Consider the following 15,250-nt stretch of genomic DNA (forward strand, 5'->3'; position numbering starts at 1 on the left):
TGGGCGCCACGCCTTCCGGCACGGGGATAAACCAAATAATTAACCCGATAGCCAGGGTAATGAGCAAAAATTTAGGCCTTATTTCCATCGTACAAATTTTAAAATCTGATTTGCAGTTGCGCATATCCTAATTGACGTGTATACGTAGTAGTTAATGGTATGTCGCGTTCAAAGAAATCCAGCGACATACCGAGTTGTACGGCCACGTAAAAATTATCTGCAAATACTAAATTGAAATTCGGGATCACCGTTTGTCGCACATTCCCAGCTTGTTTATAATCTTCGTCAAAGTATTCGTAGCGCGACGAAAACTCGATCGCTCTTACCCTTGGCCGGTGCCATTCGTAGCGCAGTATCGGGAACACGTAAAAGCCCTGCATGCGAAACTCGTTCAAATCCGGTTTGGGATTGAGCGTGCTGGCATTGTAATGCGCAAAGTGGCTGCCGTTTTTATATTCCCCCGAAAGAGAAACCGACCATTTGTCCGCAAGCGGGATTTTTGCGAGGAAGTCACCGCCCCATGCAGATCCTGTTCCGCTGCCCGCCTGGCTGCCCAGGGCCGCATTGATCCCTATCGTGAAGTTAGTCCCCAGGTCTGTTTCCAGGCGGCCGTACATGTTCTTGGTATCATCGTCATCCGACGGCTGATTACGGTTATTGCCGTTGTAAACACCCGCATAGTAGCGCAAAGGCCCGGTGACATCGCCGAAGATGCTCATGCCGATCTGGAAGCTCTGCCAGCCGTTACTACCGAATGCATAGTATTGGTTACTATAATCCAGCGTGCGGATAATGTCTACCGGCATCGCATCTTCTATCCCGAAAAATGGCCGGAATTCACCAGCCTGCACATTGAAGTGCTTGTTGAGCGTATATCTTACGTAGGCATTTTCCAATACCTTATTGGTCGGATTCCCGCTGAACTCGGCAAAGTTTACCATGATATTGGCGGAAAAGTGATCGTTGATGTTGGCTTTCGTTTGTATACGCGCCCGCTTTACCAAAAAGGTATTATTGATACCCTTTTCAGTAGCGGGATCGTAGTTTTTCCGTTGATGTCAACATGCCCGGTAAATGAATTCACAAAACGTGTTTGAAGCAGTCCGGCCCAACTGAGCGAACGTTTGTAGGCGGAGTAATTGGTAATGAGCGTGTCGCGCTCTTTGTCGAGGCTGGCGATGTCTTTTTGCTGTGAATACAGGGGCAACGCGGCGGCAAAACACAACAGGGTAGCGGTCAGCAGTCTTCGCATAAGGACTTTTGGGTTTATAATGCTGTGATCGATTGAGCAGTGACGTTAACATAACACGGAAGCGACGCAAAAGGTTCTGCCTAAAAATGCGTATCTTAAAGTATAAACCATTGTAATGCCCTGGGATGTAATAGCTCAAGTAGCCAGTAACCTTATCTATATTGCGGCCATTATCGCCATTGTGTATTTCACCCTGAAGGTTTTCCGCAATACGTCAGAAAAACCGTCGATCCCGCCGCTTGCTACGGTGGATGGGCGTACTTTACTCAATTTGTATATCGAATGCCGGTACGATGTGCGTATGGTGCGGGGGTGGCACTATCATGTGTCTGTTGTGATATACCCGATCAATACTGACAGTGATGAACAGCTGATAGATGCACAAGTAGCCGCCATCCGTTCGCTTAGTGTGGAAACCGCGGCCTTCGATGCCATGACTGTCAGCGATGGTGCGGGACCGCTTACCATCGATGGTATTACCGCTTCGTGGCTGCTCACCCCGTTATTGCCGGGCATGGCAAGTTTTCGCATACTTATTGAGGTAGAAAAGCGGGATGGTGGCTACGAGGTACTTCATATGCTGTATAGCGGTATACAGGTGAAACGCGATTTTTCCAAATGGTTCAAGAAGCCCGCAGTTTTCGGAAAACATTAGTTCCCATCCGGCTTTACGGCGTTCCCCATACCAGCGGCGGGCCAATAAAAGGCATCGGGTTCCATCGGTTTTTCCAGGTTGATTTTCTTTACGGCTAATGGTCGCAGATGCGCCGGAATATTTACGCGTTTTAATTCCCGGACCACGCACCGGGCAATTTCCCAGGCGCCCAGCGGCGAAAAGTGTGTATTGTCTTTTAATGCTTCTGTTTGTCCCGGAAACGTACCCGCCGGATAATGCACAAACGCCCGCAATGATTTTTCCGGTCCCCAGGATTCATATAGCGTTTTGGTCATCGCGTTCAGGTCTATCAGTCCCACATGCAGTTGTGCTGCGACCTGCCGCACTGCGGCCGGGTAATCGCCTAAGGAGTTAGTAATTTTACCCTGTTCGTCGAACGTACGGCGGTTAACAGGCGTCACCAGGATCGGTGTCGCTTCTCTTTTGCGCGTTTCCGTTACATAGTATTCCAGTTCTTTTTGAAAGAGGTGAAAGGTCCGACGTTATTGCCTTTTCGCTTCTGATCGTTATGCCCGAACTCGATCAGCAGGAAGTCGCCGGGATGCATCTGGCTGAATATTTTATCGAGCCGGCCCGCCGCGCGGAAAGTATGCAGCGCTTCGCCGCTTTCGGCGTAGTTGGCGATGGCGATTTTGCCTCCGTCGATGAACGCAGGCAGTATTTGTCCCCACGAACTCCGTGGCTCACGTGCCTGGTCCACCACGGTAGAGTTGCCGGCAAGGAAAATCACGTGATCCACTTCGGCCGGCGTAATGGAAATTTCGCATACTTTGGGCATGCTATCGGAGAACTCGAGGGTAAGGCGGTTATCCCAATGAAGGTAGCCGCCCTCGTTCGATTTCAGTTTAACCTTTCCTGTTACCTTCCCATTTTTCCGGATCAGCGAATCGCGGACATGCACGGTAAAGGAATTCGCTATTACCTGCCCTTCGCGGGTCTTCTGGTTGTAAATCATTAACCGGCGGCATTCGGCGCGGATGGTGGTGGCAGAGGTACCTTCTTTGTCGCCCGTAAACACGCGTACATCGTATTCGCCTTCGGGTAACGCCACCGAAAAGGAAAACGGCCGGTCGGCGGTCATGAACTCGCGTACCCGCGAATTTTTTATGCGTTCGCGGGTAACCATGTGCAGGCCGGTCGTATCGTCCCAGCCATAACCGCGGGCTTCGGTGTACAGCGTGCCGGTATTGAGTTCGTCTTTACCCGGTCCGACCTGGAACACGCGGCGTTGCGCGCTGGTGAAGGTCGCGAGGAGTAGGGCGCTTATTAGAAGAAGTTGATATTTCATAAGGCAGCACAACGGGGCCGTATGATTCGGCCCCGTTGTTTGTAAGATAAGGTGTTTATTCAGTTTTCATCACTTTTATGACCACCGGTTTCGTGCTGCCATGCATGTGCAGGAAATACACGCCCGCCGGGTAGTGCTGGAGGTCTACCTGGAACTTGGTTTGTCCCGTGGTGTACTGTGTTTTAAGCAGTTGTCCTGCACTGTTATATATTGTCGCCTTTTCGAATGGCTTGCCGGTTTCAACGGTTACCTGCCTGGTAGTTGGATTAGGGTAGACTTGGATGCTGTTAACCATGGCTGCTTCGCGATAGGCAACCCGGCTCAGACCGGTAGTTCCCAAGGCGATCAGCTGGGGGCGTACAGTAACATCCGCCGTTTCGCGTGAACTAAAAGAAGCATCCGTTTTAGCGCCGGTGTTGGTCGACACCAGTTTAAATGTCAGCAGACTATCCACTTCATTTTTCACGATGCCGGTCACGTTCCACTCCGCTTTGCTGCCCGAGGGTTTCCCGGTTATCGTGCCAATCAGACTGGTGGTGGCGGGCATGTTCGACCAGGTGATGCCGTTTTCGGTCCAGCTATCGTTGCTTACGTAGTATAACGCCCAACCGGTCGTATTTACATCGGTGTTGGCATAGTTTACATGCAGTCGCAGTTTGATGGAATCCGCTGTTACGGGTAAACTGTTCTTATTGAATTTGAAAAATATTTCCCGTGCATATCCATCTACATCTTTTTTGAGTACAAGTGAGGTGGCCGTGCCGTAGTTAACGGCGTTATAACTGCTGCCACTGCGTACGTAGGCGTCAGCTACCGGAAAAATACCTTCAGGCGTAAATACCGGGGTCGCATTAGTCAGGTGATAAACCGAGCTTTGTCCCGCGTAGTTGCCGCCGAGCAGTTTGCAGCTCAGCTGGCGGGTACTGTCGATCCCCGGCACTTTGATGAGCAGGTTCACCGTACCATATGTTTGCGCGGGATCAGCGATATATACGGTCACATCACTGGTGCCTACGTTTTTCAGCATCACTGCGCAGGGATGATCTGCAGTAATCGTTACACCGTCGGCGCTGAAGCTGGCGGCTTCATAAAAGAGCAGTTGCCAGTTATTGAGCGTGGTGTGTTTCACGGCCTGTACCGCATTGGTGTTGGCCATGATTTTGATCCGCGAGGTATCGTAGGCCTGCATCTCCGTAGCGGTGGCCTTTCCGGGCAGTACGATGTACGCATAACTTCCCCCACTGGGCGTTACACCATGGTCAAACCACAGTTTGAAAACATTGCTCGTTACGGTGGACGTACTGCCACCGGTATTGATGCTGCTCCAGGTGCCGGATTGCGCCTGGTTGCTTAGCTGCAGGTTGCCGCCGGCGGGAAAATAATAGCCTACATTATTATGCAGCGCCCATTTCAGGTTGCTATTGTAGGTGTAGGCGCCGGTCGATAGTACACTGGTGATGCCCGCGGAATTGACAGTTACATTGCCGCTCAGCAAACACTGGTTAACAGTCGTGTTAATGGTCTGCGCAGCCGAGGAACTAACATTGGCGCCTAAACACACTATTTCATCATCAAAAAAGAACCAGCCTTTGCGCGCCGAAGTACTATAATCGTTAAAGGCCAGGCCGGTAGCGCCATACAGCGAATCCGACACGCCCCCGAAAATGCTGCCGTGCCGTAATTCACGCCCCAGGCGGTTCGCTGCGGAATAGTAGTAATAGCGGGCACGGTCGTACCTGGGATCTTATTCCAGTCCCATACCGGGAAGATGTTGTAGTACTCATTTCCATTCACTGCGATATTGGTTGCGCCATCAGTGAGGTAATAACCTTTGAGGTTTTCGCCGTTACCATTTTCTGATTTAACAGTACGGGTAGATACATTCCGCAGGCCGAAGAAGTAACCCGGACGGTGGTGCACCGTATAGTCCGAATGCCAGAAGTGACTATGGCTGGGCGTCACGGCGTACGACACCGGCTGGGTGCCGTTTACACGGGCGACGGCGTTGTTATATTCGGTCGCGTGCGCGCTGTCCACCAGTTTCCATTTGTTTAACAATGAAATGGTGCCAAGTTGCTGGAGGTTATTTACCCGGCTGATGCTGCGGCCATTCACACTATAATCAATGTAGCGGCCCCGCATGACGGGCAGGTATCCCTTACGGAGAAACTGCGAAAGTACCTGCACCTTGTCCGACGAAGCAGCGAACGACGTGCCGCGCAGGTATACTGCCATATTCACCTCGCCCAGGGCCAGTACGGAACCATAGCCATACATATAGCTGCGGCCCGTGCTGCTGAAAGCTCCGGTCGTACTGGATGCCCTCGTCCGTGGTATAGGAGAGTGGCTGGAATACTTCACTCACGCCGGTGGCCATCAGGGTAGCGTTTTCAGTGAGGCAGGCGCGATAAATGAAGTGGATGGCCACGTCCATTTTGTTGGCGCCGGTCTGGTTAGCCGGTACGCCGCGGTTCATCTGGGACAGCAGGTTGTTGTACAACGTCGTAGGAAGCGTGTCCGGCGCAATACGCAGGATAATAAGGATTTCGCCGGTCCGTTGCGGGTTATAGATCTGGTTGTGGTACCAGTTCCAGCTTTGGGGGTCGGCGGTATCCCAGTAAGTAAGCGCGGTCACGATCGCCGTAAACAGGCTGCTGCTGTGATAATAACTGCTGCCTGTATGCGAGTAGGCCAGCACAAAATTTTTGACCCTATCCAGGTGCGTACCACCATTATACGTTGTGGCGCTGTACACGTAACTCACATCCGGCCACGAGCCGTTGGACTGCATGGTGGCCAGCGTACTGGTCACACCGTTATCCAGCGTAGTCACATTTTGTACGGCTGCCAGCTGGTCGGCCCGTATACGGTCCATGATCAGCGTGAATTCAGTCGATTGAGAATGGGCGCACAAGGGCAATAGCGTTGCCATGAGCAACAGAGAACATAGATACCTTTTCATACAGCGTGGAGTTTAATTAAGGGTAATAATGCAAACGTTTGCACAATCTAATAAACAAACAATTAATAGTCAAGATGAGATAAAAAAATCTACCTTGCGAGGGTAGATGGAGCCATTTCGTTAACTCGTCGTTGTTACCCGGTTCTCATCATTAGCCTATATTATTTATCCCTAAATTTCTTTTCACAAGATGAAAAACAGACTCTTATTATCCCTGATGCTGCTCGCGGCGCCTGCAGCTTTTGCGCAAACGAATACCTTTCCCGCAACCGGCAACGTAGGTATCGGGACCACGAATCCGCAAGGATTATTGCATGTGCTTGGATCCGGGAGTTACCGGAATTATTATGTCAATAGAACCATCCCGGGGGCAACCGAGGATTCGGGTGGACCTAACTACTTGTTGCTGCATAAAGCATATACAAATACACTGGTAATGCAGGACCGTTTTGTTTCAGGAAAGCTGGTGGCTACCCGTGGAGGCAACACTGGCTGGAACCGTAAATTTGTGGTGGAGGTGAACACTGCCAGTGCTTATGACTGGAACCGGGGCAATATAATGTCCTATATGGAGGGCACACGGCTGGTATATGTGACATATGGGGAGAGCGCTATCTCGCTTTAGAGATTGCGAATAATTCCACGCTGTATTATTGGTCGTTTACAGGTTATGCTGATAATGCCGTTCTCGAACTCGCTGCTGATGAAGCCATCAGTGATGTAGTGGCGTTCGTAAATCACGAGTATACGGCTTTGAATGGCCCGTTTTCTGCCGGTTATGTTAGGGTGACCAGGCCAGTCCGTGATTTTACAAGTAAGCTCTCAGACATCGATGGAATTTTCCTGGAGGGACAAAGTACGGGCGCCAATCTCAATGGTGAAATGGCTATTGGCTTTGCGGCCAATGGCGGCGGTTCTTCTGCGATAGGCTTTGGCCGCGGACATGGTTGGGACACCTACCTTAGATTTTATACTAATACCTACAGCAATGCCGGCAGCTATAACATGATGGAACGCATGGTCATCACTTCGGACGGAAACGTGGGCATCGGCACTTCCGCGCCCGGTACCAACAAACTCGCCGTAGATGGCACTATTGCCGCCCGCAAGGTAAAGGTGACACTCGCCAATCCCTGGCCGGACTACGTATTCGCGAAAGGCTACGAACTCCCGTCCATCGCGTCCGTAGAAAAGTTCATCCGCGAGCATCAGCACCTTCCGGGTATTCCATCCGCAGAAGAGGTGAAAAAGATGGAATAGAGCTGGGCGACATGAACGCCCGCCTCTTACAAAAGGTCGAGGAACTCACGCTCTATCTCATCGACCTGAAAAAGGAAAACGAGCAGCTCCAGGAGAGAGTTAAAGCCCTGGAAAGCCGAAGATAAGCTAACCGCCCGGCCGCAACGCCGGGCGTTTTTGTAGATTACCCGCTATCCTGTGTCCATGCAATCGTCGCAGGAAATCCTCATTTCGCCGCTAAATCGGTCGATGCCAGGCGGGGGCGTAGTACCTTGCAGCTTGCCACTAATAACACGGAAACACAGCAGCCAGGGGCGGGCACGCCTTTCCGAACCAGGCGTACGGAGAATCCGTATCTGTTTATGGGATAAAACTTTTGACCGGGTTCAGGTGTTTACTTTCCTGGCGGGTCGTTTGGTATATACATTCATCGGAAACAAACCAGAACTCACTATATGAAGTGTTACAATTATTGCATCGGTTACATGTGGATGTTGGCGGCAGGAGTGCTGTTAACGTCCTGCGGAGGGAAAAAGCAGGCCGGCGCGCCCGGTACGGGAGGAGTGAAATTATATAAGGTAGAAACGGTGACGGCTGGTAAGGCAGTACTATACACCGATTTTCCTGCAACTATCCAGGGGCAACAGGTTGTGGAGATCCGGCCCAAAATCGACGGGTTTGTGGAGAAGATTTTTGTAGATGAAGGGGCCACGGTTAAAAAGGGACAGTTATTATTCCGCATCAGCAACCCGATGTACGAGCAGGAGCTGCGTACGGCGGAAGCGGGCATCAAAACCGCCCAGGCGGAAGTGAGCACCGCGGAAATGCAGGTAAACAAGGTACGCCCGCTGGTGGAAAAAGACATCATCAGCAAATACGAACTGGAAAGCGCCGAATACGCGCTGGAAGCGAAAAAGGCCGCCCTGGCCCAGGCTAACGCCACCGTGGCCAACGCCCGCACCAACGTAGGCTACACGTCCATTACCAGCCCGGTTAACGGGGTAATCGGCACCCTGCCCAATAAGGTAGGCGCGCTGGTAAGCGCAAGTTCGTCGCAGCCGCTGACCACCGTGTCGGAGTCCGGCGACGTATATGCTTATTTTTCTGTGAACGAGAAACAACTGCTTTACGTTTCCCGCATGTATAAAGGGAATACCATCCAGGAGAAGCTGAAAAGCGCTCCCCATGTGCTGTTTCTCCTGCCCAACGGCGAAACTTACGACCACGAGGGTAAAATTGAAACGGCCAGCGGCCTGGTGACCACCGAAACGGGGTCTGTACAGTTCCGCGCCCGCTATCCCAACCCCATCGGCATTTTGCGCAGCGGAAGCAGCGGCACGGTACGTATTCCAAGGGAAATAGATACGGCGCTCGTGATCCCGCAGGTGGCTACTTATGATCTGCAGGGCAAACGTTTCGCATGGCAGGTAAAACCGGATACCACGGTTACCAGCGTAGCCATTACGGTAAGGCCTACACCGGATGGCAAATCGTTCGTAGTGGAAGATGGCCTGAAGCAGGGCGACCAGATCGTGGTGGAAGGCATCACCGACCTTAAGGAAGGTGCGAAAAGATCCGTGTGAAAAAGTAACGCCGGCTGGCATTGATCAATTAAACAGACATTATGCTTAGAAGATTTATAGAACGGCCGGTGCTGTCTACGGTTATATCCGTTATCATCGTGATATTGGGTATCCCGGGACTGGTAACGCTGCCGATTGCACAATACCCGGACATTGCACCGCCCACCGTGCAGGTTTCCGCCAGTTATCCCGGTGCAAACGCCGATGTGGTGCTCAATTCCATTATTATTCCGCTGGAAGAACAGATCAATGGGGTGGAAGACATGACGTACATGACATCGACCTCCACCAACGAAGGTACCGCTACCATCACCGTGGTATTTAAGGTAGGCACCAACCCCGACCTGGCCGCGGTAAACGTGCAGAACCGCGTATCCCGCGCTACCAGCCTGTTACCGGCAGAGGTAACACAGGCCGGTGTAACGGTGATTAAAAGGCAGAGCAGTAACCTGCTCATCTTCGCCCTCAACAGTGAGAACAAGGCTTACGATCAGACCTTTCTGCAGAACTATGCGAAAATTAACCTGGTACCACAGATCCAGCGTGTAAACGGGGTAGGTGAGGTAACGGTATTCGGTTCCCGCGACTACTCCATGCGCGTTTGGTTAAAACCGCAGGCTATGGCTGCTTACGGATTGATGCCTTCCGACATCACCGCCGCACTGGCCGAGCAGAACATTGAAGCTGCGCCGGGTAAGGTGGGGGAGAACAGCAACCAGGCTTTCCAATATGTAATTAAATACACGGGCCGTTTAAAAGATGTGACCCAGTTCGAAAATATTATCATCAAATCCATCGGCAATGGGCAGCAGTTATTGCTGAAAGACGTGGCCAGGCTGGAACTGGGGGCACAGAGCTACTCGGCGTACAACCTGGTAAATGATCATCCGGCTGTGGGTGTGGCGGTGGTACAGGCCGCCGGTTCCAATGCCCGCGATGTAATCAACGGTAGTAAAGCGGTACTCGAAGAAGCAGCCAAATCCTTTCCTCCCGGTGTGAAATACACCGTGCTGGTGGATGTAAACCGCTTCCCGGATGCCTCTATCGATAAGGTGTTGCACACCCTGGTGGAAGCATTCATCCTCGTATTTATCGTGGTGTTCCTGTTCCTGCAGGACTGGCGTTCTACTTTGATCCCGGCGATTTCGGTGCCGGTGGCGATCGTGGGTACGTTCTTCTTCCTGAATTTATTTGGCTTCTCCATTAACCTGCTCACCTTGTTCGCACTGGTACTGGCGATCGGTATCGTGGTGGATGATGCCATCGTAGTGGTGGAGGCGGTCCATGCCAAGTTGGACCATGGCGCCAAGTCGGCGCGAAAGGCTACTATGTCCGCGATGAACGAGATCAGCGGCGCGATCATTTCCATTACACTGGTAATGTCCGCGGTGTTTGTGCCGGTAACGTTCATTACGGGTTCGGCGGGCGTGTTCTACAAACAGTTCGGTCTTACCCTGGCGATCTCGATCATCCTTTCCGCGATCAACGCGTTGACGCTCAGCCCCGCGCTTTGTGCGCTGCTGCTGAAGCCGCACGACGAGCATGAGCATAAGAAAAGACTTACCTGCAACGTTTCTACAATGCTTTTAATACTTCTTTTGATGCAGTAACCGGTAAATATAAGAAAGCGGTACACTTCCTATCGATCCGTAAATGGATGGCGATTTTGATCATCGCGCTGTTTGGCGGCGGGTTGTACGTCATGATGAAAACCACGCCTTCGTCCTTCGTGCCGAACGAAGACCTTGGAACGATCTTCGCTTCGGTGAGTCTGCCGCCGGGTTCTACGCTCGAGCGTTCCGATTCGGTATCCGGGAAGGTAGCGGCGATTGCGCGGCAGGTAGATGGCGTGAACAACACCCTGCAGGTGGTTGGTACCAACTTCATCGCAGGTGCGGGTAGTGCTTACTCCATGGTAATTATTGAACTGAAGGAGTGGGGCGACAGGCCCGGCCGCGATGCGACCAAGATCATTGGTGAGTTGTTCGGCAGAACAGCGGGCATCCGCGAGGCCAGCAGCATTATCTTCTTTAGTCCGCCTACGGTGCAGGGTTTCAGCGCCAGCGGCGGTTTTGAATTCCAGCTACAGGATAAAGGCGGGCATACGATCCAGGATTTTTATAAAGTGAGCAACGACTTCCAGAACGCGTTGCGTGCCCGCCCGGAAATCCAGTATATCAACTCCACCTTCAACCCGAACTTCCCGCAGCTACAGCTCACGGTGAACACCGCCAAAGCGAAAGACGCCGGCGTATCGCCGAATTCGATCCTGACAACGATGCAGGGGTACTTCGGGGGATCTACGCCTCTAACTTCAACCAGTTCGGTAAACAATACCGTGTAATGATCCAGGCGGATTACCAGTACCGTACAAGCGAGGCAAGCCTCAACAATGTGTACGTGCGTAACAGCGCGGGACAAATGGCGCCAATCAGCGAGTTCGTTACGTTGGAAAGGGTTTATGGCCCGGAGGCGATCAACCGTTTTAACCTGTTTACGTCTATCGCAGTAAACGGTGCGCCGAACCCGGGCTTTAGCTCCGGCGACGCGATCAGGGCGGTGCAGGAAATTGCGGCACAGACCCTGCCGGCTGGTTATGGATATGAGTTTTCGGGTATTACCCGCGAGGAGTTGTCGGCCGGCAGCCAGTCGGTTTATATCTTTATTCTCTGTTTGATATTCGTGTACTTCCTGCTCTGTGCGCAGTACGAGAGCTATATCCTGCCATTTGCGGTGCTCCTGTCGCTGCCTGTTGGTCTGGCCGGTACGTTCCTTTTTAATAAAATTTTCGGGGTAGATAACAATATCTATACGCAGATCTCCCTGATCATGTTGATTGGTCTGCTGGCGAAAAACGCGATCCTCATCGTGGAGTTTGCCGTACAGCGCAGGCGTAACGGCGAATCGATCCCGGAGGCGGCAGTAGATGGTGCGGTAGCGCGTTTACGGCCCATTCTCATGACCTCCTTCGCTTTCATCCTTGGTCTCGTACCGTTGATGCTGGCTAGCGGCGCCGGCGCCAAAGGCAACCGCGCCATCGGTACGAGCGCAGTAGGCGGTATGTTGATCGGTACCATCTTTGGGGTATTGGTGATCCCGGCGCTGTTCGTGATCTTCCAGCACCTGCAGGAAAAAGTAGGGCGTAAAAAGAAGTTTGAAGACGAGGACGAGGAAGAAGATGAAACCGGATTGCCAACCATACCAGCCGCCCATTAAATTGAATAGCATGAAGAACAGATATATCGCATACATCATAGGTGTACCGGTGCTGCTGGCGGGATGCAAAATCACGCAGCAGTACGAGAAGCCGGACATTCAAACACCCGCCACCTACCGTGGCGCACAAACCGCTACGGATACGTCTACCCTGGCAGATATCCGCTGGCAGGAGTTGTTCAGTGATCCGCAGTTGCGCACACTGATACAACAGGGCTTAGACAGTAACCTGAACCTGAAAATAGCCGTAGCCCGCATGAAAGCTGCCGCGGCCAACCTTCGCCAGAGCAAAGATGCCTTCTGGCCTACGCTGAGCGTATCGCCGAGCTTTACGCACGCCAAACCTTCACCGGCACAGCTGCGTGCATTCGGTAACTCCAGCGCCACCTCTATTCCGTCGTACGACCAGTACTCGCTGGTGGGTACCGCCAGTTGGGAAATAGATGTGTGGGGTAAACTGCGCAGCACCAAACGTTCGCGCGTGGCGTTGTTCCTCGCGAGCGATGCTTACCGCCGTACGGTACAGACGCAGCTGATCGCCAACATTGCGAACAATTATTATACGCTGCTCGCCCTAGACCAGCAGTTAAAGATCACCCAGCAAACCGTAGAAATCCGCAAGAACGATGTGTCTACCATCAAAGCGCTGAAGGAAGCCGCGGTGCTTACAGGCGCCGATGTGGTAAACAGCGAGGCGAACCGTTACGCAGCGGAAGTCAGCATTCCCGATATTAAACGCAGTATCCGTGAAACGGAAAACGCGCTCAGCGTGTTGCTGGGGGTGTCGCCAGACAGTATTCCACGCAGCATACTGGATCAGCAGCAGGCGGTAGATTTTTTACGCACAGGCGTGCCGGTGCATTTGCTGAGCAACCGGCCGGACGTGCAACAGGCAGAGTATTCATTGATCAGCAATTTTGAGCTGACCAATGCTGCCCGCACGTACTTCTATCCGCAGCTGAACCTGTCGGCTACCGGCGGATTTGCAACGGTAAATACGCTGAAAGGTTTCTTTGACCAGACCTTCTACTGGAACCTGGTGGCCGGTCTTACACAGCCGATCTTTAACCAGGGCCTGAACCGCCAGCGTTTGCGCGTAGCGGAAGCCAACCAGGAAGAGGCGCTGTACAACTTTAAATCCGTGATGCTTACTGCTTCGCAGGAAGTAGCAGATGCTTTGTTCAGCTACCAGACGGCGGTAGACAAAGCATCCATCCGGCAGAACCAATTAGCGTCCCTGCAAAAAGCAGTAGAGTTTAATAAGGAATTGCTGCGCTATTCTTCCAGCACCAACTACACGGACGTGCTCACGGCCGAGCAGAACTTGCTGACGGCGCAGTTGAACGGGATCAACGATAAATTGCAGCAGTTACAGGCGATGGTAACACTTTACCGTGCACTGGGCGGCGGCTGGAAACAGTAATCGCATCAACATAAAGAGAAAATCAGAAAGGGCTGTCATGTAAATGGCGGTCCTTTCTGATTGTACATGGAAAAAGGCCGCCTAACGCGGCGGCCCTGGGTAACAGCAACATGGATCACAATAAACAGGTTACTCTTTGTAAGTGATGGTTTTTATTTTTCCAAGCCCGGAGTAACTGTTCTTCAACACCAGCTCGCCATTGGCGCCCGGTACGGTATAGGTGCTGATCGTGCCGGATGTTTCATCGGGCAACCCTGGGTCATTGACACATACTACCAGGTCCTCGCGGAGCGCCGTATTAGTGCCAGCGACATAGTTATGGAAACGGATATGGTTGATTTTCTTTGTGCCGAAATCCAGCATCAGTTTGCTGGTATTCGAAAAGATGTCGTATTCGTGTAGTTTGCCACCGGCGGCGTAAAACAGGTAGCCATAACGGGGGCTCACAGCAAATGTAGTAGCGTGTTCAATGTCCGCCCCGGCGATCGGCGTAAACTGGTTTTGCGTGATGGTCCTGGTGGCGACAAACCTGGCCAGGTAATAATTGGCTGCACCTGGGTCTTTCAGCACCGCATAAATGGACCCGGTGTTGTAGCGCGACGATTCCATGTACACCAGGTCTTTCCCCGTAGTGAAATTAAACAGCGTACCCGTCGGCATCTCGGCAGCATTGGCGCCGCCCAGGGTGAAGCGTACGAACTTACGTTTGGTTTCATCGTACAGGATCATCGGGTACGCGGTAGCGCCATCCGGCACCAGTGCGAACCATGGCGCCATTTTAAAAGGAAACGCTTCGCCGCTCATCACGTTCGCTGCAAGACCAAAATAGATGCCCGACTGCGCATGGCAGTAGTACAGGTTGCCATCGTTGGCCTGCATAAACGTATACCCGCTGGTGCGCATGTACATTTGCTGCGCAGTAAATCCTACCGGTTCATCCGTCAGCATTTCATTCCGGATATCGAATCCTTTCCGCCACACGTACGATGAGGGGTCGAAACGTTCGGTGGTGGTGGAGGTGGCCACGAATAAGGAAGCGGCGCCCAGGTAAGTATTGGCATACACATCGTTCGGTTTGCCGGTGAGCGTATAGCCTGCACTGGCGGCGGCTAACAGGTCATTCACCACACGCGGCGTATCTTTCACCCATACCATATCCAGCCGCGCCACGCCGTTTACATCGCACAGCGCGAGCCAGCCCGACACGAACGAGCGGATGATCGCCACTTTAAAGTGTTTGCGCGAAATAAGGCCCGTGCTTTTCTCGGTCACCGTATAATAAACATCCCAGGTGCCGGAACTCAGCGGGAAGCGTTTGTTATAGTTTAGGGTCGTGTCGAGCAGGCGGCGGGTATTGCCGCTCAGTGCCGCCCATTCGTACTTGTATTTCGCGGTGTCGCCCGATTGGTCGAGTGAAAATTCAAGTGTAGGGAAGATGCGCAGACTGTCGCCCTGCTGTATGCTGTAGTTATCAGCAATACCGGTAATGGTAATTTTGTTGAGCTCGTGATAGTCGTAGTTGCCCTCGTCTTTGTAACAGGCGCTTAGCCCGGCCAGGGAAACGAGTATCAATATAAAAAAGTAGGTACGCATAGTGTTATTTGTTAGTGG

Annotated in this window: 12 protein-coding genes and 2 pseudogenes; 7 read left to right on the top strand and 7 right to left on the bottom strand. The window is 52.3% G+C overall.

Going from position 1 to position 15,250, the window contains the following annotated elements; translation table 11 throughout:
- Positions 1-98: 98 nt before the first annotated feature.
- Together MKQ70_RS07275 and MKQ70_RS07280 are read right to left on the bottom strand one after the other, a co-directional pair.
- Positions 99-1,004 carry a porin gene (locus tag MKQ70_RS07275; protein WP_248069577.1) on the bottom strand — a complete coding sequence of 302 codons (906 nt, stop codon included), beginning with the start codon at positions 1,002-1,004 and terminating at the stop codon, positions 99-101.
- The gene (locus tag MKQ70_RS07280) at positions 998-1,252 is read right to left on the bottom strand and encodes a hypothetical protein (protein WP_248069578.1); all 255 of its coding nucleotides are present in this window, start codon (positions 1,250-1,252) and stop codon (positions 998-1,000) included. Before MKQ70_RS07280 ends, MKQ70_RS07275 begins: the two co-directional genes overlap by 7 nt.
- Before the next feature lie 115 nt (positions 1,253-1,367).
- Here MKQ70_RS07280 and MKQ70_RS07285 point away from each other — a divergent pair, with 115 nt between their 5' ends.
- Complete coding sequence (locus MKQ70_RS07285) at positions 1,368-1,907, top strand: hypothetical protein (protein WP_248069579.1); 540 nt, start codon at positions 1,368-1,370, stop codon at positions 1,905-1,907.
- On the opposite strand, the gene MKQ70_RS07290 is transcribed toward MKQ70_RS07285, so the two are convergent.
- The 4 genes and pseudogenes from MKQ70_RS07290 to MKQ70_RS42060 all read right to left on the bottom strand — a co-directional run bounded on the left by MKQ70_RS07290 (position 1,904) and on the right by MKQ70_RS42060 (position 6,178).
- Positions 1,904-2,329, bottom strand: coding sequence for an SGNH/GDSL hydrolase family protein (locus MKQ70_RS07290; RefSeq protein WP_248069580.1), 426 nt, complete (start codon positions 2,327-2,329; stop codon positions 1,904-1,906). The two genes, MKQ70_RS07285 and MKQ70_RS07290, sit on opposite strands and share 4 nt — an antisense overlap.
- Before the next feature lie 35 nt (positions 2,330-2,364).
- The gene (locus MKQ70_RS07295; protein ID WP_248069581.1) at positions 2,365-3,216 is read right to left on the bottom strand and encodes an SGNH/GDSL hydrolase family protein; all 852 of its coding nucleotides are present in this window, start codon (positions 3,214-3,216) and stop codon (positions 2,365-2,367) included.
- A 55-nt stretch (positions 3,217-3,271) separates the two neighbouring features.
- Positions 3,272-3,511 carry a T9SS type A sorting domain-containing protein gene (locus tag MKQ70_RS42055; RefSeq protein ID WP_372490097.1) on the bottom strand — a complete coding sequence of 80 codons (240 nt, stop codon included), beginning with the start codon at positions 3,509-3,511 and terminating at the stop codon, positions 3,272-3,274.
- Positions 3,512-3,561: 50 nt separating this feature from the next.
- A pseudogene (locus MKQ70_RS42060) lies at positions 3,562-6,178 on the bottom strand (polysaccharide lyase family 8 super-sandwich domain-containing protein).
- A gap of 190 nt (positions 6,179-6,368) precedes the next feature.
- Between MKQ70_RS42060 and MKQ70_RS07315 the strand changes: the two are divergent.
- From MKQ70_RS07315 to MKQ70_RS07335, 6 genes and pseudogenes are all read left to right on the top strand, one after another.
- Positions 6,369-6,803 carry a hypothetical protein gene (locus MKQ70_RS07315; protein WP_248069586.1) on the top strand — a complete coding sequence of 145 codons (435 nt, stop codon included), beginning with the start codon at positions 6,369-6,371 and terminating at the stop codon, positions 6,801-6,803.
- Between the two features lie 98 nt (positions 6,804-6,901).
- On the top strand, positions 6,902-7,438 hold the full coding sequence (locus tag MKQ70_RS07320) for a hypothetical protein (protein WP_248069587.1): 537 nt from the start codon (positions 6,902-6,904) through the stop codon (positions 7,436-7,438).
- A 434-nt stretch (positions 7,439-7,872) separates the two neighbouring features.
- Complete coding sequence (locus MKQ70_RS07325) at positions 7,873-9,000, top strand: efflux RND transporter periplasmic adaptor subunit (protein ID WP_248069589.1); 1,128 nt, start codon at positions 7,873-7,875, stop codon at positions 8,998-9,000.
- A gap of 41 nt (positions 9,001-9,041) precedes the next feature.
- Positions 9,042-10,610 carry an efflux RND transporter permease subunit gene (locus MKQ70_RS41065; RefSeq protein ID WP_308198963.1) on the top strand — a complete coding sequence of 523 codons (1,569 nt, stop codon included), beginning with the start codon at positions 9,042-9,044 and terminating at the stop codon, positions 10,608-10,610.
- Positions 10,565-12,216: pseudogene (locus tag MKQ70_RS41070) on the top strand (efflux RND transporter permease subunit). Before MKQ70_RS41065 ends, MKQ70_RS41070 begins: the two are co-directional and overlap by 46 nt.
- Before the next feature lie 10 nt (positions 12,217-12,226).
- Complete coding sequence (locus tag MKQ70_RS07335) at positions 12,227-13,639, top strand: efflux transporter outer membrane subunit (RefSeq protein ID WP_248069590.1); 1,413 nt, start codon at positions 12,227-12,229, stop codon at positions 13,637-13,639.
- A 129-nt stretch (positions 13,640-13,768) separates the two neighbouring features.
- On the opposite strand, the gene MKQ70_RS07340 is transcribed toward MKQ70_RS07335, so the two are convergent.
- Positions 13,769-15,232 carry a PKD-like family lipoprotein gene (locus MKQ70_RS07340; RefSeq protein WP_248069591.1) on the bottom strand — a complete coding sequence of 488 codons (1,464 nt, stop codon included), beginning with the start codon at positions 15,230-15,232 and terminating at the stop codon, positions 13,769-13,771.
- Between the last annotated feature and the right edge of the window lie 18 nt (positions 15,233-15,250).

It is taken from the genome of Chitinophaga sedimenti (assembly GCF_023156195.1).
Classification (GTDB): Bacteria; Bacteroidota; Bacteroidia; order Chitinophagales; family Chitinophagaceae; genus Chitinophaga; species Chitinophaga sedimenti.

What these genes read in the sequence shown, in the direction of transcription:
- MKQ70_RS07325 (WP_248069589.1), top strand. Translation starts at nt 7,873, where the DNA reads ATGAAGTGTTACAATTATTGCATCGGTTACATGTGGATGTTGGCGGCA.
- MKQ70_RS07295 (WP_248069581.1), bottom strand. Translation starts at nt 3,216, where the DNA reads ATGAAATATCAACTTCTTCTAATAAGCGCCCTACTCCTCGCGACCTTC.
- MKQ70_RS07285 (WP_248069579.1), top strand. Translation starts at nt 1,368, where the DNA reads ATGCCCTGGGATGTAATAGCTCAAGTAGCCAGTAACCTTATCTATATT.
- MKQ70_RS41065 (WP_308198963.1), top strand. Translation starts at nt 9,042, where the DNA reads ATGCTTAGAAGATTTATAGAACGGCCGGTGCTGTCTACGGTTATATCC.
- MKQ70_RS07340 (WP_248069591.1), bottom strand. Translation starts at nt 15,232, where the DNA reads ATGCGTACCTACTTTTTTATATTGATACTCGTTTCCCTGGCCGGGCTA.
- MKQ70_RS07315 (WP_248069586.1), top strand. Translation starts at nt 6,369, where the DNA reads ATGAAAAACAGACTCTTATTATCCCTGATGCTGCTCGCGGCGCCTGCA.
- MKQ70_RS42055 (WP_372490097.1), bottom strand. Translation starts at nt 3,511, where the DNA reads ATGGTTAACAGCATCCAAGTCTACCCTAATCCAACTACCAGGCAGGTA.
- MKQ70_RS07280 (WP_248069578.1), bottom strand. Translation starts at nt 1,252, where the DNA reads ATGCGAAGACTGCTGACCGCTACCCTGTTGTGTTTTGCCGCCGCGTTG.
- MKQ70_RS07335 (WP_248069590.1), top strand. Translation starts at nt 12,227, where the DNA reads ATGAAGAACAGATATATCGCATACATCATAGGTGTACCGGTGCTGCTG.